Source organism: Gemmatimonadota bacterium (genome assembly GCA_040388535.1).
Taxonomy (GTDB): Bacteria; Gemmatimonadota; Gemmatimonadetes; order Gemmatimonadales; family GWC2-71-9; genus Palsa-1233.
In genome coordinates this window covers 262,342-282,822 of sequence record JAZKBR010000004.1, presented here as the reverse complement: position 1 = coordinate 282,822, position 20,481 = coordinate 262,342, and the positions used below count along the sequence as shown (strand labels likewise).

General features: G+C 65.6%; 16 protein-coding genes and 2 tRNA genes. 8 read left to right on the top strand and 10 right to left on the bottom strand.

The annotated features are described in order from the left end of the window. Positions 1-11: 11 nt before the first annotated feature. From V4558_11235 to V4558_11225, 3 genes are read left to right on the top strand one after another with little or no spacing between them, the layout of a single operon-like run. A complete protein-coding gene (locus V4558_11235; GenBank protein ID MES2306075.1) occupies positions 12-638 on the top strand; it encodes a polysaccharide biosynthesis/export family protein in 627 nt (208 codons plus the stop codon). A gap of 3 nt (positions 639-641) precedes the next feature. After that, entirely contained in the window at positions 642-3,089 is a 2,448-nt protein-coding gene (locus V4558_11230; GenBank protein ID MES2306074.1) for a polysaccharide biosynthesis tyrosine autokinase, read from the top strand. A 10-nt stretch (positions 3,090-3,099) separates the two neighbouring features. Beyond that, positions 3,100-4,998, top strand: a complete 1,899-nt coding sequence (locus tag V4558_11225) for a nucleoside-diphosphate sugar epimerase/dehydratase (GenBank protein ID MES2306073.1) — start codon at positions 3,100-3,102, stop codon at positions 4,996-4,998. 2 nt (positions 4,999-5,000) lie between these two features. Here V4558_11225 and V4558_11220 read toward each other — a convergent pair whose 3' ends face one another. From V4558_11220 to V4558_11210, 3 genes are all read right to left on the bottom strand, one after another. Then, positions 5,001-5,981: a hypothetical protein gene (locus tag V4558_11220; protein ID MES2306072.1), complete on the bottom strand. Its 981-nt coding sequence runs from the start codon at positions 5,979-5,981 to the stop codon at positions 5,001-5,003. Between the two features lie 100 nt (positions 5,982-6,081). After that, positions 6,082-7,257 (bottom strand): MBL fold metallo-hydrolase, encoded by a 1,176-nt coding sequence (locus V4558_11215; protein MES2306071.1) that lies wholly within the window; start codon positions 7,255-7,257, stop codon positions 6,082-6,084. Then, entirely contained in the window at positions 7,254-7,682 is a 429-nt protein-coding gene (locus V4558_11210) for an OsmC family peroxiredoxin (protein ID MES2306070.1), read from the bottom strand. The genes V4558_11215 and V4558_11210 overlap by 4 nt, the downstream gene beginning before the upstream one ends. Positions 7,683-7,821: 139 nt before the next feature. Between V4558_11210 and V4558_11205 the strand changes: the two genes are divergently transcribed. Beyond that, positions 7,822-9,717: a Xaa-Pro dipeptidyl-peptidase gene (locus V4558_11205; protein ID MES2306069.1), complete on the top strand. Its 1,896-nt coding sequence runs from the start codon at positions 7,822-7,824 to the stop codon at positions 9,715-9,717. Positions 9,718-9,780: 63 nt separating this feature from the next. On the opposite strand, the gene V4558_11200 is transcribed toward V4558_11205, so the two are convergent. From V4558_11200 to V4558_11180, 5 genes are read right to left on the bottom strand one after another with little or no spacing between them, the layout of a single operon-like run. Beyond that, positions 9,781-9,939 carry a hypothetical protein gene (locus V4558_11200; protein ID MES2306068.1) on the bottom strand — a complete coding sequence of 53 codons (159 nt, stop codon included), beginning with the start codon at positions 9,937-9,939 and terminating at the stop codon, positions 9,781-9,783. 23 nt (positions 9,940-9,962) lie between these two features. Next, a complete protein-coding gene (locus tag V4558_11195) occupies positions 9,963-10,709 on the bottom strand; it encodes a metallophosphoesterase family protein (protein MES2306067.1) in 747 nt (248 codons plus the stop codon). Further along, positions 10,706-13,465 (bottom strand): family 78 glycoside hydrolase catalytic domain, encoded by a 2,760-nt coding sequence (locus V4558_11190; protein MES2306066.1) that lies wholly within the window; start codon positions 13,463-13,465, stop codon positions 10,706-10,708. The genes V4558_11195 and V4558_11190 overlap by 4 nt, the downstream gene beginning before the upstream one ends. Beyond that, positions 13,462-13,950: an LURP-one-related family protein gene (locus V4558_11185; GenBank protein MES2306065.1), complete on the bottom strand. Its 489-nt coding sequence runs from the start codon at positions 13,948-13,950 to the stop codon at positions 13,462-13,464. Before V4558_11185 ends, V4558_11190 begins: the two co-directional genes overlap by 4 nt. A gap of 9 nt (positions 13,951-13,959) precedes the next feature. Beyond that, positions 13,960-15,027, bottom strand: coding sequence for a glycosyltransferase family 4 protein (locus V4558_11180; GenBank protein ID MES2306064.1), 1,068 nt, complete (start codon positions 15,025-15,027; stop codon positions 13,960-13,962). Between the two features lie 38 nt (positions 15,028-15,065). Here V4558_11180 and V4558_11175 point away from each other — a divergent pair, with 38 nt between their 5' ends. The 3 genes from V4558_11175 (at position 15,066) to V4558_11165 (ending at position 16,696) form a co-directional block, all read left to right on the top strand. After that, positions 15,066-16,157: a glycosyltransferase gene (locus V4558_11175; protein MES2306063.1), complete on the top strand. Its 1,092-nt coding sequence runs from the start codon at positions 15,066-15,068 to the stop codon at positions 16,155-16,157. A 106-nt stretch (positions 16,158-16,263) separates the two neighbouring features. Then, positions 16,264-16,337: transfer RNA gene (locus V4558_11170), tRNA-Ile, on the top strand. 285 nt (positions 16,338-16,622) lie between these two features. Further along, a tRNA-Val gene (locus tag V4558_11165) sits at positions 16,623-16,696 on the top strand. A 195-nt stretch (positions 16,697-16,891) separates the two neighbouring features. On the opposite strand, the gene rfaE1 is transcribed toward V4558_11165, so the two are convergent. Both rfaE1 and V4558_11155 read right to left on the bottom strand, forming a co-directional pair. After that, positions 16,892-17,893 (bottom strand): D-glycero-beta-D-manno-heptose-7-phosphate kinase, encoded by a 1,002-nt coding sequence (gene rfaE1 / locus V4558_11160; protein MES2306062.1) that lies wholly within the window; start codon positions 17,891-17,893, stop codon positions 16,892-16,894. Next, positions 17,890-19,407, bottom strand: coding sequence for a capsule assembly Wzi family protein (locus tag V4558_11155; protein MES2306061.1), 1,518 nt, complete (start codon positions 19,405-19,407; stop codon positions 17,890-17,892). The genes rfaE1 and V4558_11155 overlap by 4 nt, the downstream gene beginning before the upstream one ends. Before the next feature lie 48 nt (positions 19,408-19,455). Here V4558_11155 and V4558_11150 point away from each other — a divergent pair, with 48 nt between their 5' ends. Next, positions 19,456-20,457 carry an asparaginase gene (locus V4558_11150; protein MES2306060.1) on the top strand — a complete coding sequence of 334 codons (1,002 nt, stop codon included), beginning with the start codon at positions 19,456-19,458 and terminating at the stop codon, positions 20,455-20,457. The last annotated feature ends 24 nt before the right edge of the window (positions 20,458-20,481 follow it).

Sequence of the window (20,481 nt, the reverse complement as noted above, 5' to 3'; positions counted from 1 at the left end):
GAGGGTTTCTGATGCACTATTGGCAGGCCGTTGGTCGGACGGGTGGGCTTATCCTCGCCCTCCTCTGCGCCGCCCTTCAGGCGGGAAGTGCCCAGCAGGCCGGTTCAGGCGATCCCCTTCGTCCGGGCGATGTGCTTCGGTTGCGGATCTTCCAGGAACCCGAGATGTCGGGCGAGTTCCCACTCGATGAGCGCGGGTCCGTCACCTTGCCTCGGCTCGGGACGATTGCGGTATCGAGCTGGCCCGCCGATTCGATCCGACCCCGGCTTACCCGGGCATTCGGGGAGTTCCTTCGCGACCCGGTGGTCGAGGTAACCGTGCTCCGGAGGATCTCGGTGACTGGCTCCGTCCTGAAGCCGGGGCTCTATCCGGTCGACCCGTCAATGACGGTCTCCGACGCCCTGGCGCTCGCTGGCGGAGCGTCTCCCGACGGTCGGCGCGATCGAGTCGAGCTCCGTCGCGGCAGCACCCGTTCCCTGGCATCGCTGGACCGAGCGTCGATCATCGCCGACCTGCGGCTCCGGTCGGGCGATCAGCTCTTCGTGCCCCAGCGTAGCTGGCTTTCCCGCAACACCTGGCTCGTTTCTACCTTGATCGGCGCCACCGCAACGGTCACCACCATCGTCCTGACGCGGTAACCCATGGCATCCCCCCTGCCTGCGCGGCAAAACCCGGCCAGCGCGCCGATCGTTCCCTTCGATCCGAACTTCGCTACCGGGTTCGGCGGCTACCCGCCGCCACCCAGCGAAGAGCGGCTCGAGCTCCGGGTCATCTGGGCCATCCTGCGACGGCACTGGTTTCTCATCCTGCTTTGCGTCGGGGTGGCTGGAGCGGCCGGCTGGTATCTCACCGACCGGATGACGCCAGTCTATGAAGCTGCCGCTTCGCTGCGGATCGCCGAGAGCGAATCGGCGGTCCCCGGTCTCGAGGTCCTCAAGGATCTCCGCGGCCAGGGAAGCGAAGTCAATACCGAAGTCGAAGTGCTGAAGAGCCGTGCCTTCGCCGACAGCGTCGTCGCTCGACTCGGGATGCGCCTCGGCGTCGTCGAGCCGCGCCGGGTGCCTCGCAGCCGGCTCATTGCTTCGGCGCTGATCGACGCCACCGCCGATACCGGGCAGATCGTCATCGAAACCTCGGGCGGCCGCACCACGATTGCCGGTCCGCACGGGCAGACGGTCGTCGCGAAACCGGGTGATACGGTGCAGGTCGGTCCGGCGAAGCTGGTCCTCGCGCGGGGCATCGCCTCGTACCCACGCGTCGTCCTGTCCCTCGTTGCGCCCACCGCGGCGACGCGATCGTTTGTCGATCAACTCCGGGTGAGCCGACCCAACCGCGATGCGAACATCATCACCGTGCGCTTCCGGCATTCCGATCCCGAAGTCGCCGCTGCGGTCCCCAATGAGCTGCTCTCCGTCTTCCTGAGCCAGCGAGTCGGCACGCGCCGCACTGGTGCACGCAGCACCGTGGATTTCCTTCGCGCCCAGATGGATACCCTGGGGATCGAATTGCGGAGCGCGGAAGAATCGCTCAAGGTCTTCCGTGAAGGGGCGCAGGTGGTCGCCATCGAGACGCAGGCGCAGGTCTCGGTCGGCAAGCTTGCCGAACTCAAGGCCGAGCGTGACGAAGTCGCCTCCGAGTTGCAGGCGCTTGATTCGGTGCTGGTGCGCAATCTCGCCGCGGGAGCCGATTCGAACGGCGGCTCCGCCTATCGCCGACTGCTCGCCTTCCCGACGCTGCTGCGGAACCAGACCGTTTCGGTGCTGCTCGCGTCGATGACCACCCTCGAAAATCAGCGCGCGACGCTGCTCACGCGCCGTACCATGCGCGACCCGGACGTGATCACGCTCACGGGCCAGATCAATGGCGTAGAAGGGCAGATCCGCGGGCTGGTCGTGAGTTACACCGATGGTCTGCGGGCCCAGGTGGCGGCCTACGATCGCACGCTTGCCCAGTCGGGGAGTCAGCTCAGCGCGATACCCGCCAAGGAAGTACAACTCGCTCGATTGATGCGAAGCACCAGCGTGCTCGGCGATCTCTCGACGCTGTTGCAGACGCGCCTGAAGGAGGCCGAAATCGCGCAAGCGGTTGAGGACCCGAGCGCACAGGTCGTCGACAAGGCGATCCTCCCCGAACAGCCGGTTTCGCCTCGCCGGGCGGTGAACCTCGCGCTCGCCCTGCTCGTGGGCCTCTTCCTCTCGGTCGGCGCCGTCTTCGCCCGGGAACTGCTCGACAACAAGGTGCATTCGCGCGAGGACCTCCAGCGTGCGGCCTCGGTGCCGGTGCTCGGCGTCATCCCGCATTTCCAGCCCGAGCGTGCGACCACCACCGGTCGACTGCGCCGACCCACTGCTGCGCAGATCGAGGCCCAGGCCGCGGGTGGCGCCGTTGCCTCGACATCGCTCGTGGCCGCGAGTCATCCGGCCTCGACCGTGCTCGAGGCCTACCGCGCGCTGCGGACCTCACTCGCCTTTGCGCTGGCCGAGCGCCCGCCGAAGATCGTGGTGATCACGTCGCCAACGCCGGGCGACGGCAAGTCCACCTCGACCGCAAACCTTGCGGCCTCCCTGGCGCAGCAGAAGCTGAAAGTGCTGGTGATCGATGCCGACATGCGGCGCGGGGCATTGCATCGTACTCTCGGCGGTGTGCGCCAACCCGGGCTTTCGGAACTGCTGACTGGCCGCGCCGAGCTCGCCGCCGTGCTGCAGCCACTCTCCTTCGACGGCATCGGCCGCATCGACATGATCAGCACCGGTACGGTGCCGCCGAACCCGGCAGAACTGTTGTCGTCACATCGGTTGACGGATCTGCTCGAGGCGGTCGAGCCGCTCTACGACACCATCCTCATCGATTCGCCGCCGGTGAACAACGTGGCCGATGCGCTGGTGCTCGCACCACACGCCGATGGTGTCCTGCTGGTGGCGCGCGGCAACAAGACGGAGCGGGGTGCCGTCAAGTTCGCGATGGAGCAGCTCGCGAGCGTCCGGGCCAAGGTGATGGGCACGGTCCTCAATGACTTCGACACGCGCCGTGCCGATGCCTACGGCGGGTACTACGCAGGGACGGGCTACGGCCCGGTCGGCGAGGACTGAGGACCGTTCCATGGCGACCGCCATGCGGAATCGAACCCTCCTGCTCGCCGATGCAGGCCTGCTCTTTCTGGCCTCGATCGTGGCCTTCGCGGTGCGGTTCGAGAGCATCGCCGACCTGCAGCAGCACATTCCCGATGCGACTGCCTATCTGATCCTCACCCTGCCGGTGCGCCTCGGCGTCTTCTGGAAGGCGGGGGTCTATCGTCGGTTGTGGCGCTACGCCGGACGCGATGACCTGATGAGCCTGGTCGGCGCGGCCGGACTGGCCGCCTTCTTCAATCTCGTGCTCGGCGCGTTCTTCATCCGCGCGGTCGGGATCAGTGTTGGTCGCGTGCCGCTCGCGGTTCTGGCCCTCGACGGCGCGATGACTCTCGGCCTACCGGCACTGCTGCGCTTGAGCACGCGCGATCGTGACCGTCGGCAGGGTCGACGTGCGAGTGAAGGCGCTTCGAGGGGCAGGCCGGTGCTGATCGCCGGGGCAGGCGCTGCCGGCCGGATGATCGTCGCCGAGCTCCGTCAGAATCCGAATCTGCGGATCAACCCGCTTGGCTTTGTTGATGACGCCGTGGAGAAGCAGGGGAAGCTCCTGTCGGGGTTGCCGATCCTCGGAACGCTGGCCGATCTCGAGTCCGCGGTGCGGGCCACCGGAGCCGTTGAAGTGATCGTGGCGATGCCGACCGCGCCCGGTACGGTGGTACGTGCCATCGCGGAATCGGCGCAACGGATCGGCATTGCCACGCGGACGCTGCCCGGTCTCTTCGAACTTGTCTCCGGCCGTGTCTCGGTCACGGCGCTGCGCAAGCTGGAGATCAGCGACTTGCTCCGTCGCGAACCGATCAAGACCGACCTGGCTGCTGTCCGCGCCATTGCGACGGGGCGGCGCATCCTGATTACCGGCGCCGGTGGCTCCATCGGCAGCGAGCTCTGCCGTCAGCTCGCCGACCTGGCCCCTGGCCGACTCGGGCTCCTCGGTCATGGCGAGAATTCGATCTTCGAGATCCAGGCCGAGCTCCGTCGCCGCTTTCCCGAGATTCCCTGCGACGCGATCATCTGCGATGTCCGCGATCGCGAGCGGCTGCGCATCACCTTCGAGACCTTTCGGCCGGAAGTGATCTTTCACGCCGCAGCGCACAAGCACGTCGGCCTGATGGAACGGAATCCCGAAGAAGCGATCACCAACAACGTGATCGGCACGCGCAACGTCGCCGAGCTGGCTGGCGAATTCGCGGCGCAGCGCTTCGTGCTGATCTCCACCGACAAGGCGGTGCGACCCACGAGCGTGATGGGCGCCTCCAAGCGAATCGCCGAGCAGATCGTCCAGGAACTGGCACCGCGGACGAAGACGAATTACACCACCGTGCGTTTCGGCAACGTCCTCGGATCACGCGGCAGCGTGGTGCCGATCTTCCTGCAACAGATTCGTGCGGGGGGCCCGGTCACGATCACGCACCCGGAAGTGCGCCGCTACTTCATGACGATTCCAGAGGCCGTGCAGCTGGTGTTGCAGGCCGCGGTGATTGGCGAGGGGAGTGAAGTCTTCGCGCTCGATATGGGCGAGCCGGTGAAGATCCTCGATCTTGCGCACGACATGATCCGGCTCTCGGGTCTGGTGCCCGAGCAGGACATTGCGGTGGTGTTCACCGGACTGAAGCCGGGCGAGAAGCTGTACGAGGAGGTCTTCTTCGATCCCAGCCTGACCGAGCCGACGACGCACCCGAAGGTGCTCCGGGCCAGGATGCGACCGCATTCACCAGTGCTACTCCACTCGGTGGACGGGCTCGCCGACCTGGCCATGGCCGGCGTCGATCGGGACATCCTTCGCCGCGCCATTCAGCGGCTGGTGCCCGACTATGCGCAGGACGACCTGCCGGTGCTCTACGTCCCGCCCGAAGCGCAGTCGGTGAGCTGACCTCAGAAGTTCACGCCGACGCCCAGCCCGCCGTAGAACTTTCCGGCGCTGGTGTTGTTCTGTGCAAAGATCGTGGTCAGCGAATCACTCTTGCCGGCCTGATACCCTCCCTCGGCACCGATGCGCACGCGTCCGATGAGCAGCGCCAGATTGGCCGCCGCCGTCAACCGCATGCCGGAGAGCTTCTTCTCGATCGCAGATTGGAGCGCGCCGTTTGCCGGGTCGCGATAGAAGACCACCGCCTTTCCGCCGAGCAGATCGGCGCCGCCACCCCCCGCAAACTCGATCCAGCGGAAGCGCTTTCCCATCATCAGCCGCACATTGATCGCCGACGCGTCGAAGATGTACGCCGCCAGATCGCCCTCGGTGACGTTGCCCACGGTCACCGTCGGTGTGCCACGCTTCATTGCAGTCAGCGAAACGAGTGGGAGCTTCGGGCCAGCCATCGCGAGCCGCACCCCCCAGTCGAGCTGGACAGTATATCCGGCGAGTGTACGCGATCCTGCTACCGGCGTGAACGACTCCGACGCATCGGCCGGAATGAGCAAGGCGGAGAGGATGAAGTCGGCGGCGACGGTGCCCATCGGCAGTTTCTTCTGGAGCAAACCAGCCGAGAGGTCGGCGCGAGGGGCGTAGAGCCGGACCCGCCGACGCAGCGGCACCGTGTCCGCGGTGCCGTTGTAGCTGAGGTCAGGGATGATTGCTTGAACCGAATTGGCGCGGAGCGAGAAATAGAAGTGACCGAAGCGTCCACCTGCCGCGGCGGTCGCAGTGCCGAGGACGGGGTTGCCGCCGCTTACCAGTAGGGCTGCCAGGGGATGGAGCATGGTGACACCATCGAGCGCCGCTGCGCAGACTTTTCCCGCCTTGACGGAAAGCGTGGTGGGGCAGGCAGCCACGGTGTCAGGAGTCGTCTGCGCCCGCAAAGGCGACGTGACCAGCAGCGCAACGAGAGTGAAGAACAGTGAACGAGTTGCGCGCACAGCGGCTCCAGGTAGAGGCTTGCACCAGAGAAAAGCAAGAAGCGATCCACAAGGATCGCTTCGTTGGCGTTTCGCAAGTCATTGATTTGTAACGTGTTGCCTAGGGGGTGCGGAGCGGGTCCCCGGCATCGCGCCCGGCGGTTTCTGCCGCCCCGGAAGCATTGACCGCTGGGAAGAGATGGTCAACTCCGCTGGAGCGGACCGGCGCCTCTGCAGCCCGTTGCCACGGTAGATCTGGCCACCATCGCTCGGCCGGAATCCCGTTTGCAAGCTCGAACGATTCTCCCGGCCTCGGAGTCGCGACGGCGATCCCCGCATCCATCGCTGCTTCCAGGGTGCGCTCGATCGGCTCGGTCCAGCCGTGGAGCGCGAGATCGAACATCCCCCAGTGGATCGGGAGGAGCACGACGCCCCGGGCGAGCTGATGCGCGCGCACGGCCTGCTCCGGGCCGAGATGGACATCGGCCCAGAGCGCGTTGTAGGCCCCGACTTCGATCATCACGAGGTCAAATGGGCCGAGGCGTTCACCGATGGCAATGAACTCGTCCTGCATCGCGGTATCGCCAGCGTAGTAGACGCGATGGCGGTCCGAGACGAACGCAAAGCCGCACCAGAGCGACTGACCGTGGTCCAGCAATCCGCGGCTGGAAAAATGCCGAGCCGGAGTCGCCGTGATGGTGATCCCGCCGATGCGAAAGCTTTCCCACCAGTCGAGTTCTGTGCACTGTGAGGCAGCGATTCCCCAGCGTGCCAAATCGGTTCCGACACCAAGTGGCGCGAGGAAGGGAATGCCGCGCGCTGCCAGCTCGCGCACCACGGATTCGTCAAGATGGTCGTAGTGATCGTGCGAGAGCACGACCAGATCGATCGGCGGCAAGTCCGCGAGCGAGATCAGCGGCGGGAAGAAGCGGCGCGGTCCCACCGATCTGAATCCCGATGCACGCTCCGACCAGACCGGATCAATGAGGATACGCTGGCCGGCGATCTCCAGCAGGAGCGTCGAATGTCCGAGCCAGGTGACACGCAATCCGGTTGTGGGCGGCATGTCGAAGTCCCCCCGCTTCCGGGCGACCACCGGTATCGGCGCATCCGGCGATCGATGCTGGTTGCCGCCGAAGAAGAACTTCATCGCCGCCGTGAGCATCGATCCGTCCTTCCGAGCGAGGGTCGGGCGAAAGCGACCGTCGCGCCACTGGGGGGAGTTGGCATAGCGCTGCCGGTCGCTGCGCGAGGGTCGGAAGCCGATCCCTTCGCGCAGGCTGTGCCAGAGGCTCACGCGCTGACGAGCTGGGCGTCGAGTTGCATCGGCACAGCCGCGAGCGCCCTCGAGATGATGCAATTGGTTTTGGTCTCGGTGGCAAGCCGGATGAACGTCTCCGCGTCGACACCTGGCACCACCCCTCGCGTCACCAGGTCGATCCCGCTGATGCCGAAGCCCGCGTCACCCTTCTCGAGATGCACCGTGGCAGTGGTATCAATGCTGGTCGGCGGATGCCCAGCCGATGAGAGTGCGGCCGCGAGTGCCATTGAGAAGCAGGCGGCATGAGCTGCACCGAGCAGCTCTTCCGGATTGCTGCCGCCCCCGGTGTCGAAGCGCGACTGAAACGAGTAGGGCCCTTCATAGGCTCCGCTGCCCAGTTTGACGTTTCCGCGGCCAGACTTGAGGTCGCCCCCCCAGCGTGCTTCTGCCTTGCGATCCATGATGTCTCCTCCAGAGATGGTGAGTGAGCAGGGTACCGCGTTTCGTGCAAAAGAGTTCCAGCGGTTGCGCGATGTCGTGGTGGCGTGTCACCCCGCGCAAGTACAGATTGTTGGCCTACCTCATAACCCGGTGCTACGCATGTCCCGACGATCCCCTCGCCGTTCGTCCGTCCGCAACGTTGCCCTGGCGCTGGCACTCGGCGTCGCCCCGCTCGCCGCGCAGGGCGCGGCCAAGGCGCTGCCGGTTTTCGCCAATGGTCAGGCGCAGATCGTTCCCGGTTTTCAGGATACCACCGCCTGGATCCGGCAGGAACTCTGGGTCGAAACCGAATTTGACAGCGATGGTGACGGAAAGCGTGACCGGGTTCACGTCGATGTCACCCGGCCTGGTCAGACCGCGAGTGAGGGACTCAAGGTCCCGGTGATCTTCGGGTCGTCGCCGTACTTCTCCGGGACCTCCGGTCCGCGCGCCAACCTCTGGGACGTCAAGCAGGAAGTGGGCGCCACACCGCCACCGCGCGTGTCGCAGGCCGGGCCGCCATTCCAGGCGGTCCACCCCAGGATTTCGGGCGTCCTGGTGCGCACCTGGGTCCCCCGCGGCTTTGCCGTGGTGCACTCGGAGGCCCCTGGCACCGGGCTTTCGCAGGGCTGTCCTACAGTGGGCGGTGCGCCCGAAGAACTGGCCCCGAAGGCGGTAATTGACTGGCTCAACGGTCGCGCGAAGGGATTCACCTCCCTCGGCGGGTCGGAAGAAGTGAGTGCAATGTCGTGGTCCACCGGCAAGGTCGGAATGACAGGCACCTCATACGAAGGGACCCTGCCACTCGCCGCCGCCGTGACCGGAGTGAAGGGGCTCGAGGCAGTCATCCCCGATGCGCCCAACACGTCGTACTATCACTACTACCGGTCCAACGGTCTGGTACGTCATCCTGGTGGCTGGCTCGGCGAAGACATCGACTACCTGTACGATTTCATCCACAGCGGTGACCCGGCGCTTCGCGACGGCTGCAATCGCACCATTCGCGACGGGCTCTTTGCCGCAGGGCGTGATCGTCCGCACGGCGACTATAACGATTTCTGGTCTGATCGTGACCTGCTGACCAAGATCAAGAACGTCAGGGCGGCGGTGCTCCTCTCCCACGGACTGAATGACTGGAACGTCGTGCCGGAACACAGCGTCCGGATCTTCGAAGCGTTGCGCAAACAGCACACGCCCGCGGCGATCTACTTCCATCAGGGTGGTCATGGTGGTCCGCCGCCGGTCGACATGATGAACCGCTGGTTCTCCCATTACCTCTACGGCATCGATAATGGCGTGGAGAAGGACCCACGGCTGTACGTGGTGCGTGAGGGACAACCCCGTGGCACTGCGGCCACGCCCTACGCCGATTTCCCGAATCCCGGTGCGAAGCCTGTCACTGTGCATCCCACTGGCGACGGCAACGGCATCGGCGATCTTGCCATCGCGATGAAGAAAGCAGCGAGCCCGGCCCGGTTGACTGACGACGTCCAATTTTCCGGCTCGGCACTGGCGAGTATTGCAACTTCGCCGAACCGACTGCTCTATGCCACGCCGGTGCTCACCGAAGCGCTGCATCTCTCCGGGACGACGCGGGTCACAATTCAGCTCGCCTCCAGCAAGGCCGCCGCGAATCTCTCGGTCTGGCTCGTGCTGCTCCCGTACGACGCGACGCCGGTCGGCTCCGAGGGACGGGCCGGAGTCGTCACCCGCGGTTGGGCCGATCCGCAGAACTACAAGTCGCTGCGAAAGGGTGGCAACTACGATTCGAAGCTCCCCGGTGAAGCGCTGGTCCCCGGGAAGTTCTACCAATTCACCTTCGATCTCGAACCCGATGACCAGGTGATCCCCGCCGGCAAGCGTCTCGGCGTGATGATCTTCTCGTCGGATCGAGATTTCACGCTGTGGCCGCAGGCGGGCACCGAGCTGACGGTCGACCTGAAGGGGACCTCGATTGCGCTGCCGGTAGTAGGCGGCGCACCGGCGTTGCGGCGGGCATTCGGCTCCGCGAAATAAGCGAGCCGTTGCCCGTGTGATCTGCGCCGTCGTTGCCGGAAGGGCAACGACGGCGCTGTGGTGTTAGCTCGTCGTGAACGCGTAGTAGATCACGTACAGCCAGCCGCAAAAGCCCTGCAGGATCGCCCAGAGAATCGACTTGTGGACGCTCCAGGAAATCGTGATCGCGAGGGCGCTGCCGAAGCCGATTCCCGTCTTGACCATATCACGTGAGCCGTTCATCACTGTCTCTCCTGAAAGGTGAATCAACCCGCACGGCCGGTCCGAAGTGCCCGGGCCCACACCGCAAACCCATTCCGTTCCGCCTGCGCCGCCGCTTTCTCGTGATCGTAGGGCACCGTGATGTGACAGGCGTTCCACTGGTCGCGGATGGATTCCACCAGCGCATAGCGAGCGTGGGGGGAACCGGTTGCTCCTACATACGGCGTAGGGTCGGGGTCGAGAAACGCCTGCAACCCGACACTGCCGGGGTTCAGGATCAACCTCGCATCGCCAGTGGTCACGACCCGTGGAAAGTGGGAGTGACCACAAAGAATCACTTCGGCCGAAACCGATCCGAGCCGTTCGCGCACTTCGCTGTCGGTGGCCAGTCGGAATCGACCGTGCTCGATCGTCTCCAGCATATACACCATATCGCTTGACGGAGAGCCGTGCGTCAGCAGTACGACGTTGCGGAAGGTCGCCGTGGCTGGCCGCGCAGCGAGCCACGCCATCTGGGAGCGGCCAAGGCGTTCGTATGCGAAGCGATCCGAGGCGAGATGCGTCGCGGGGTCCTCCTGCAGCTGCCGCTCGTGATTGCCACTGATCTGGGTCCACGGCTGCTCCATGAGCAGTGCGACGGTCTCGGCCGGCCAGAGTGGTCCCGAGGCGTGGTCGCCCAGGTTCACGACGTCGGTGATGCCGCGGCGGCTGAGGTCGGACATCACCGCCTCGAGTGCCGGCAGGTTGCCGTGGATGTCGGAAATCACCGCAAACGCAGACGCGCCGGTCACTGTGCCACCAGGGCAGTGAAGAGGTAGTGGCCCGAACCGACTTCGAGCACGACATCCCGACCGACCTGTACCGCCGAGTGTACTCCCTCGACACCACGCGCGGCGACGCCGCGCTCGAGCACACGATCGACAGTCGTTCCCCAGAGCGTCACTCGCGCCGAGGTATTGGGCGGGATGGTAACATCGAGCGAAAACGTCGAACCGATCACGTGCCACGCTGATGCCAGTGGGCCGTATCCCGTTTCGAGAGCCGCCCTGGCACTCGTGAGGCCGGCTCCGACACGCGGCGCAATGAGGGCGTGCTGGTACCCCGGCATCGCGGGATCGAGGTCGAGTCCACCGATCGTGCGATACATCCAGTCGCCAATTGCACCAAAGGCGTAATGGTTGAAGGAGTTCATCGAGATTTCCTGGAACGATCCGTCAGGCCGGATCCCATCCCAGCGCTCCCACATAGTGGTCGCCCCTCGGGTGATCGGGTAGAGCCAGCCGGGATACTCCTTCTGCTGGAGCAGCGCGAACGCCGCGTCCAGGTGCCCGTTGGCCGACAACGCCTGGGTGAGTTCGGGAGTGCCGAGAAAACCGGTCGAGAGGTGACCGTCGTGGCGGCGGATGTCGTCGACGAGTCGGGCCGCCGCGCCGGGCATCTCGTCTGGTTCGAGGAGGCCGAAGTTCAGTGCCAGCGCGTAGGCCGTTTGCGTATTCTCACCGACGCGACCGTTGGGCGAAACGAACTCCTTGCGGAAAGCCGTGCGCACTCCGGTGAACAGATCGCGGTACCGGGCCGCATCGGCGGTGCGACCCAGGACCTCGGCCGCACGGGCGACGAGGTCGGCGGAATGCGCGAGGTACGCCGTGGCGATGAAATCCTTGCCCGTGGTGGCGCCAGGATACGAGGCGTCGTCGCTGTGCCACGCGAGCCAGTCGCCGAAGTGGTCGTCGCGATTCCAGATCAACGACGCGCCAGCGCGTCCGTGCGCGTAGTCGACCCACTTCCGCATGCTCTCGAACTGGCGCTCAAGTACTCCGCGATCGCCGTAGCTGAGGTACATCGTCCACGGTACCACGGTCGATGCATCGGCCCAGCCAGCAGCGGCGGCAAAATGAGTCGAATCGCCGCCGAGCGGATTCGGGATCACCCAGGGAACGGACCCACCCGGGTGCTGATCTGCCGCGAGGTCCGCGAGCCACTTCGCGAAGAAACCGGAAACATTCATGTTGAAGGCCGCCGTGCGCGCAAAGACCTGCGCATCGCCAGTCCAGCCGAGGCGTTCGTCGCGCTGCGGGCAGTCGGTGGGCACATCGAGGAAGTTGCCGCGCTGGCCCCAGACGATGTTGCGCTGGAGCTTGTTGAGCATCGAGTCCGACGTCTCGAAGACTCCCGTCTCCTGCAGTGCGGTGTGGACCACGACGCCGGTCAGCATCCCGAGCGTGGGCGGAGCGCGCAAGCCTTCGATGGCGATGTAGCGGAAGCCGTGGTAAGTGAAATGCGGCTCGAAGATCTCCTCACCACCGCCCTTGAGCGTGTAGCGATCCGTCTGGTACGCAGCACGAAGATTCTCGGTGTACAGATTGCCGATCTTGTCGAGGACCTCGGCATGCCGCAGCGTGATGGTGCTGCCCGCTGGGCCGCTGACCCTGAGTCGCACCCACCCGGTAATGTTCTGACCGAGATCGAACAGGACCTGACCATTTGGTGCAGTGAACATCGTGACCGGCCGAACGGTCTGGGTCTCGCGCACTGGCTCCGATACCGGCGCCACGAGCGCTGCTGTCGTCTTCTCGGCGAGAGTCACTGGTTGCCAGTCGTTGGCGTCGTACCGGGCAGCATCCCAGCCCAGTCGCTCGCGTCGGGCATCGTAGCTCTCGCCGCGATAGATATCGGCGTATGTGATCGGGCCCGTGGCGCTCTTCCAGTCACCGTCGGAATTCACTCGGACCACTCGGCCGTCGCGATAGCGGATCTCGAGTTGAAGCAACAGCGCGACGTTGCGGCCGTAGTCATTCTTGCGGCCCGAGAAGCCGAGGTAGCCGCGGTACCAGCCATCGCCGAGAATCGCGCCGACGACATTGTCGCCCGAGGTGAGCAGTCGGGTTACGTCGTAGGTCTGGTACTGGATCCGGTTGTGGTAGGAGGTCCACCCGGGAGTGAAGAAATCCTCGCCCACTCGCTTGCCGTTCAGGTGCAACTCATACAGGCCGCGGGCGGTGACATAGATGCGGGCAGACGCCACAGCGCCCGCTACCGTGAACGGGCGCCGTAGCATCGGCGCTGGCGCGCCGGCAGAGTCCGCTCCGCCACTGCCGGGGCCGATCCACTGCGCGCTCCACTCCTGTGCCGAGAGCAGGCCGGTCTCCCACCACGCGGGAGCGCTCCACGGCGAGACGCGTCCGCTGGCATCCCAGATCCGCACGCGCCAGAAGTAACGGCTCCGTGATTGCAACGCCGGTCCGTCGTAGGGTCGGAACAGGGAGGCGTTGCTGGCGAGTCGCCCGGAATCCCACAGCAAAGCCTTGCCGCCGGCCGCGAGCCGGGCATCGTCGGTCGCGACCTGGATCTCGTAGGCTGCCTGCATCACGTCGCGTTCATTGCTCTCGAGCCGCCAGCTCAGCCGGGGTCGCAGCGCATCGGTGCCGAGCGGGTTGGTGCGGTATTCGTGCTTCAGTCCGATAACGAGCACCGGGGCTGGCTTCTGGGCGCGCAACGGCCCGACCAGCGTGCCGAGCCCGAAGGCGAGTGTGAGCGCGCGCCTCATCGCCGCCCATCGGGGTGACAGGCCATGTCGATAATGACCGTCGACGCGAGGATCAGCACCTGATCCTCGCTGCTGTCGATCTCCACGCCATATGTGTCGCGGAGGGCGAACCACTGCTTCGACACCGTCGCCACGATCCGGCCGCCTCGCGTAAAGGTGTATTCGTGATCCGTGAAGGTTCCCTCGGCCGTCAGGTCATCCGGGCCGGGAACATCCACCGTGAAGACGCAGTGGAAGAGAGTGAAGAGTTCCTTCTTGACCACCGCGGCGAGCGCCCCGTCGCGGTAGAGTTCGTACGTCGGTCCCCACGCGAGGAGTTTCTGCTTGATGAAGGCCAGCTCGCGACCTGACATATCCTGGAAGGAGAGTTGCTTGCCCAGCGAAATCGCCTTGCCATCGACGAAGAAGTGATCGTTGCCGCTGGCGTCGCGAATGGTGAAGTCATCGCCCCATGACAACAGCTTCTGCTGCATCAGATATTGCATTCGGCTTCACTACCTCCGTTCCGACGCCCTCCGCCAGAGCAGGATCATCCGCTCGGCAATTGCTGCGTCACCGTAAAACTCCAGGACCCGATGTCGTGCAGTTGCGCCGATCGTTTGGGCGCGCGCGGGCTCGGCGACCAGCGCCTGCAGTGCGCGCGCGAGCGCTGGGCGGTCGTCCTCCGCGACCACGAGGCCGGCCTCCGCAACGACGTCGGGGAGTGCACCGCATCGGGAAACGATCGGCGCGATGCCGTGCGCCATCGCTTCGAGCACGACAGCGCCCGTGGGTTCGACCCACTGCGGCGTGGAACGCGATGGCGCCACCAGGGCGTCGATGCTTCCCCAGAAGGCGCCCAGCGCCTCGCGAGGGAGGGCACCCAGCCATTCGAGGCGGCTCGAGAGCCCGAGACGCTGGGCTTGAGCCTCGAGCGCCTCCTGCGCCGAGCCGGTGCCGACGATTCGTAACCGCCAATCGCCGTAGGTCTCGCTCAGGGCGTCGAGCAGCAGGTCGAGGCCGCGCTCCTTCACGACTCGGCCGACCACGCCGAAGGTGATGGCGCCGTTCGGCGCGCGTACGAGGTGCGCTGCGGGGATCTTCACTCCGCCGGTCGGGATCACCGCAGTCGGCTTGTCGCTGGTTCCGTTCGCGAGATGATCAAGCGCGGTGCGAACGATTCCGCCGAGCGCCGCCGCACCATCGCGAATCCGATTCGACTGCCAGCCGGCAGTGAGACCCTTGGGGCCGCCGACGCTCGACGTACCGACGAGCACGTAAGGAATCTTCAGGTCTCGTGCCGCGGCGGCGCCCGCCTCGGCGGTCGGCGTCCACGGGTCGGCGATGATGTGAATGAGTTCGGGGCCTGTGTCGCGGACAGCAGTCCGGAGTGCCTTGCGCGACCAGCGCAGGTCCATCGGGTCACTTGGCTCGCCACGGGCGGTGACGCGAACCAGGCGGACCTGGCCGTCGATCTCGGTTTCGCCAGTGGCCCGCGGCACGACCGGCTCGACGCCGAGGGACGTAAGCGAGCGGAGGATGCCGCGGGAGGGTGACTCGGGGGAGAGCAGGAGGACGCGCACGGGCCAAAGATGGCGATGTCGTCGCTAAGTTCCAGTCCATGCGGATTCTTCACCTCGCGAAGTACTACTGGCCGCGCTCCGGCGGAATGGAGCGCGTAGTCCAGGGACTCGCTGAGGGCGTCGCCGAACGGGGGCACGAGGCCGAGGTGGTCGCGATCACCGCGTTTGGTGATCCGTCACCAGGGCAGAAGCGTCGCGCATCGGTAACTCGGGCGTGGTCATTCGCGCCGGTGGGTACCCAGGAGCTCGCGCCGACCTATATCGCGGCGGCGTGGCGCCGGGCCGATGTGATCCATCTGCACCATCCCAACTCGCTCGCCGACGTGGCCTACGCGCTCCGGTTCTCGCTGGCACCGCTGGTCGTGACCCAGCACGCGGACTATCCCTCATTCAAGTACAAGCTGCCGGCCAGGTATGTGCTGCATCGGGCCGAAGTCATTCTGGTGCCGAGCCGGGCGCACATCGCCCTCTGTGGCGAGCTCAAGGGTTTCGAGCACAAGGTCGAGGTGATCCCCTTCGGAATCGACGAGGAACGCTGGGAGCTGGTGCCTCCGCCGCCCCCTGGCAACCCGCCGCGGGCGATCTTCATTGGGCGTTTGCTCCCCTTCAAGGGAGTCGACTTCCTCCTGAGAGCCCTTGAGCAGGTCCCGGAGCTCCGACTTGATATCGTTGGGTCGGGTCCGGAGCTGCATCGCTTGCAGACCCTTGCCCGGGCCCTGGCGGTGGCAGACCGGGTGAAATGGTGGGGGGAGTACCCCGACGAGGACCTCCCTCGGAGGATGGCCGACGCCGATTTTCTGGTCCTGCCGTCGGTCACGGTCGAGGAGATGTTCGGGATGGTCCTGCTCGAAGCGATGGCAGCGGGGAGACCTATCATTACCACGGCAGTCCCCTCGGGAGTCCGGGAGGTGAATGCCCCTGGGGTGACCGGACTCGAGGTCCCGATCCGGGACGTCGAGGCGTTGGCCGAGGCAATGCGGACCCTCGCCAACGACCCGTCGATGAGGGAGCGGATGGGGATCGCGGGGCGGGCAAGAGTGCGCGAAAGGTTCACCAAAGCAGCAATGACCACGGCCCACCTCGAAGTGTATCGTCGAGTCAGGAGCCCAAACCCGAGGCTCAAGAAGTAGGCTCAAAATCGGTCGTTTTGATGGGGGTGGGGGTATACCCAATGGCGGGTGTGGAAAAGAAAACACTTTAATGGTATCATGTAAGTTGTTTGGTGACAATGTATTCGGCCCCGTAGCTCAGGTGGTTAGAGCAGCGGACTCATAATCTGAAGGTCGAGGGTTCGAACCCCTCCGGGGCCATGGTTCAGCGGGTATTGCGGATGGATTCGATGCGTAGTTGGGCGCGAAACGAGGACACCTGGCAGTAGTCATCGCCCCGCATATCTATGTTCGGCGTCGCCTGCATGGGCGAGTGGAGGATCGAAACCACCCCCTAGCGCAACTGCTCGCAACCCGATATCTTCTTCGGTGTCTATTCGGTGAGGGTGGTCGCTGGTTCACCGGATTGACCCCTCGGCTTTCCCACTCGAACGATTGGGTTGTCTCAACCTCCCAAGCGTAGTAATATCGGGAGCTATCTGTCGCGGGCGATTAGCTCAGCTGGTTAGAGCGCGCGCCTCACATGCGCGAGGTCGGGGGTTCGAGCCCCTCATCGCCCATCGGTCCGACCCGCCTCGCTAGGCGGTGTGAAGACCGCCGAGTCAGTCAGTGAGTGGAGCCTCCCGGGCTGGCTCGGAACGGGAAAACAGAGCGTCCCCGACTTCTCACGAGGTCGGGGACGCTTTGCTTTCATGTGCTAACTCCTTATCCGCAAAGAATGTGGAGTGTGGAAAACGTCGTTTGTGGAAAAGTTGTCAGTCCCCCAACTCGTGGTCCCAAGCCGCGAGCAGCTCATCTCGCGAGACCGTGGCGGTCCCTCGCTTGCCGACCTCGACTCCCGCCGCAAGGTTGGCGATCCAGGCGGCCTCGTCGATGGTAGCCCCAGCACCCAGCGCAGCAGCCATCATTGCCGAGACGGTATCGCCGGCCCCCGAGACATCGAATACCTCGCGGGCGATGCTCGGCGTCCGCTTGAGTGGTGCGTCAGGCGACACCAGTGCCATCCCGTCGGCGCCAAGGGTGAGCAGCAGGTTCTCTACATCGAGGCGAGTCCGGGCTGTCTCCAGGTCGCGATCTTCACCACTGAAATGCGCTGCGAACGCACTCTCGAGCTCCCGTCGGTTGGGCTTGAAGACCGTCGCGCCGGCGTAGGCGAAGAAGTTCCGCTGCTTCGGATCCACCACCACCGGGATCCCTCGGGCTCGTGCGGCCGCGATCAGCGCCTTGGCCAGCTCGCTATCAATGGTCCCCTTGTCGTAGTCCTCGAGGATCAGTGCATCGGCGTCGGCCATCGCGACTGCGGCCGCAGCGAGGAGCGCCTCGCGGTGCGAATCGGCGAGCGGATTGGTGACCTCGCGATCGATCCGGACCACTTGCTGCCCACGCGCGACGATCCGGGTCTTGCAGGTGGTAGGACGCCCGCTCACCGCGATGAGGCCATCGGTCCTGATGCCGAGGGCGCGAAGCTCCTCCGCCAGCGCGGTCGCCTCATTGTCCACACCAATGACACCGAGCAGGATGGCGACACCGCCCAGGGCCGCAATGTTCGCGGCGACATTGGCAGCCCCACCGGGGACGTCGCGCTCCTCCTCCACGGTGACAACCGGAACCGGCGCCTCTGGGGACACCCGGTCGGCATCGCCGGTGAGGTAGCGATCGAGCATCACATCGCCCACCACGACCACCTGCAGCCCGCGAAGGGCGTCAAGGAGTTCGCTGAGACGGGCGCGTGATACCGAGGCGAGCGATGTCGTCATTGCAGCTGTCCTTGGGCAGCACCGCCGACCGTGACGATGAAGCGCCCTTCGAGAGATGAGGTCGAACGGCCGAGGACCTGGTCGGCGTTTCGCACCCTGTTGACCCCGACGTCGGCCAGGATCCGCGCCGGCCCGACTCCACCCGCCAGTCCTACCGCCGCCCGGATAGTGCGGCGCACCGTACCAATCAGAAAGGTCGGCGTGGTTTCGTTGAACGGCGGCGTCACATCGAGTCGCCCCTCGCCCTGGCGCTGCCAGCTCAGGTACGGCGACATCAGCAACGAGCGCGCGACGGGGATGCTGATCACACCTGTCAGCTCGTCGTTGTCCGGGATCACCCTCACGGTCCCCACCCCATCGGCCGCAAAGTTCTGCAACGGGTTGGACGTTCGGTAGGCCAATGCGGACACCCTGACGTAGTGCGCCCGCCAGGAAAGCCCTCGCGGCAATGCTCCTCGCGCGCCCATCGTGAGGGCATACCGGTTGGGACGCGGAGCTTCTCCAGCCGCGGTGTTGGTACTCCCGAGGCGGATGTCATCGCCGGCGAATTGAGCCTCAAGCTGGAGCCGGTGGGTTGCCCGCCAATGAGCATCCAGTCCGAGAATGCTGTTGGTGTTGGCCTTGCGACCGAACTGCGCCGCGAATGTCATGACCGAAAAGAGTGACCCGATCGCGTCGGTGCCGCTCTCCGCCTCATCGGCCAGAATCATGGTCTCCCAGGCGCCCACCTCGAACCGATCGCTTGGCCGCCACCCGATCCGGTGCGCCGCCGCGTAGCGCTCGACCAGATCGCCGTTCGCGAGGCGTTCGCTCGGCAGCGGAGTAAAGAGGAATTGGGCCGTGAGCCGGGATGTGACGAGATCGAGCGCGAGGTCCGGGCGTGGGTAGCTCACATTGGAGACACCGAGGCCTGGAACGCCGGCCGGTCCCCAATTTCGATCGACCTGCCCGAGGTGAAGGTGCACCAGTCGCCATTGCGCTGCGACATAGGCCTCGGCGGCACGAAAGGCAACGTGCTTGCTCCGCTGTTCGGCGTCACCGGTCCAGTCGGGGTCGTACTTGAGGCGATTTTCCGCCACGACCCGGGAGCCGACGACGAGCGCCCCGAAGCTCCCCGAAACTGCGGCCTCACCATAGAACTCTCCTGCGTGGGCATCCCCCGCCGGCTGCAGGGCGTCGCGCCGGGCGGCGCCATAACCTTGCGCCCCGACGCGTGCGGCTGCCCGCCAGGTCGTTTCGCCCACCGGTGCGTCCCAGCGCTTCAGGAGCCTGGCTACGAGCTGGGAATCGGCCGATGGCTGGGCCTGCCGAAGGACGCGAGTCGCGTCGCGACGTGTGAAGGGCCGCACGAATGGCGACGGGTCGGTGACATCGCCCCGGCTGATCAGGTGCTCGAGGAGCGGCAGATCGGGGTCATCGAGTGTCAGGTAGGGCGAACCCTGAGCGCGAGCGCCCGACGGGAGGGCGAGGAATACGAGGACGAGCGCAGGGCCTGCGAGTCTGCGTAGGTGCATTCCAGAAGCTACCCACCAAGGGAGGCGGCCGGGTATCTTCGCCGGCCTATGTCTGACTTTGCTGTCGTCGCCGTTCGCGGCCCCCTGGTGGAATCGATCCATCGCGTCTCGGTCGCCGTGACCCGTCCGGATGGCGAAATGGTCGCGTGGGCTGGAGACCCCTCGCAGGTGACCTTCTGGCGTTCGGCGGCGAAGCCGTTCCAGCTCCTGCCGCTCGTGGAAGATGGTGGCGTCGAGTCGTTCGGCCTCGACCGCGCGATGCTCGCCCTTGCCTGCGGGTCGCACAACGCCGAGCCGATCCACCGCGAAGTCGGCGCACGCTGGCTTGCCGCGCTCGGGCTCAGCGAGAGCGACCTCTCGTGCGGCGGTCATCCATCGCTCTGGCCGGCGCTCGCCGACATGATGATCCACGACGATGTCGTGCCGACCCCGCTCTGGAGCAACTGCTCCGGCAAGCATGCCGGTCTGCTTGCGCTGGCGCGGCTGCATGGCTGGCCCACGGCGGGATATGAAGAATCCGGCCACCCGGTGCAACAGCGTGTCGCGGCGACAATTGCCGAATGGTCTGGACTCGCGCCGGACGCCTTGCAGTGGGGAGTTGACGGCTGCACCGCCGCGGCGGTGGCGTTGTCGTTGCACGGGATGGCCGTGGCATACGCACGACTCGGCGCGTCCGATCAGCCGGCGATGCGCACCATTCGCGACGCGATGATGAGCGAGCCCCATCTGGTCGCGGGCACGGATCGGCTTGATACCATCCTGATGCAGGCGTGGCCAGGGCGGGTGGTCGCCAAGATTGGGGCCGAAGGGGTCTACTCGGCCTCACTCCCCGAGCTCGGGCTCGGTATCTCCCTCAAGGTAGAAGACGGTGACATGAGGTGTGCGGGGATCGCGCTGGTCGCCGTGCTCGACACGATCACCGCCCGCTTCGGTGCTGGGATCGAGTGGCCCGGTGCGGCGCTCCAGCCCTGGCGAGAGCCAATCATACGGAACACGCGGCGCGAACCGACCGGGCTCTACGGCACGCTCGGCGGCCTGAGGTTCACTTGACCACCGGTGCATCGATGACTCACC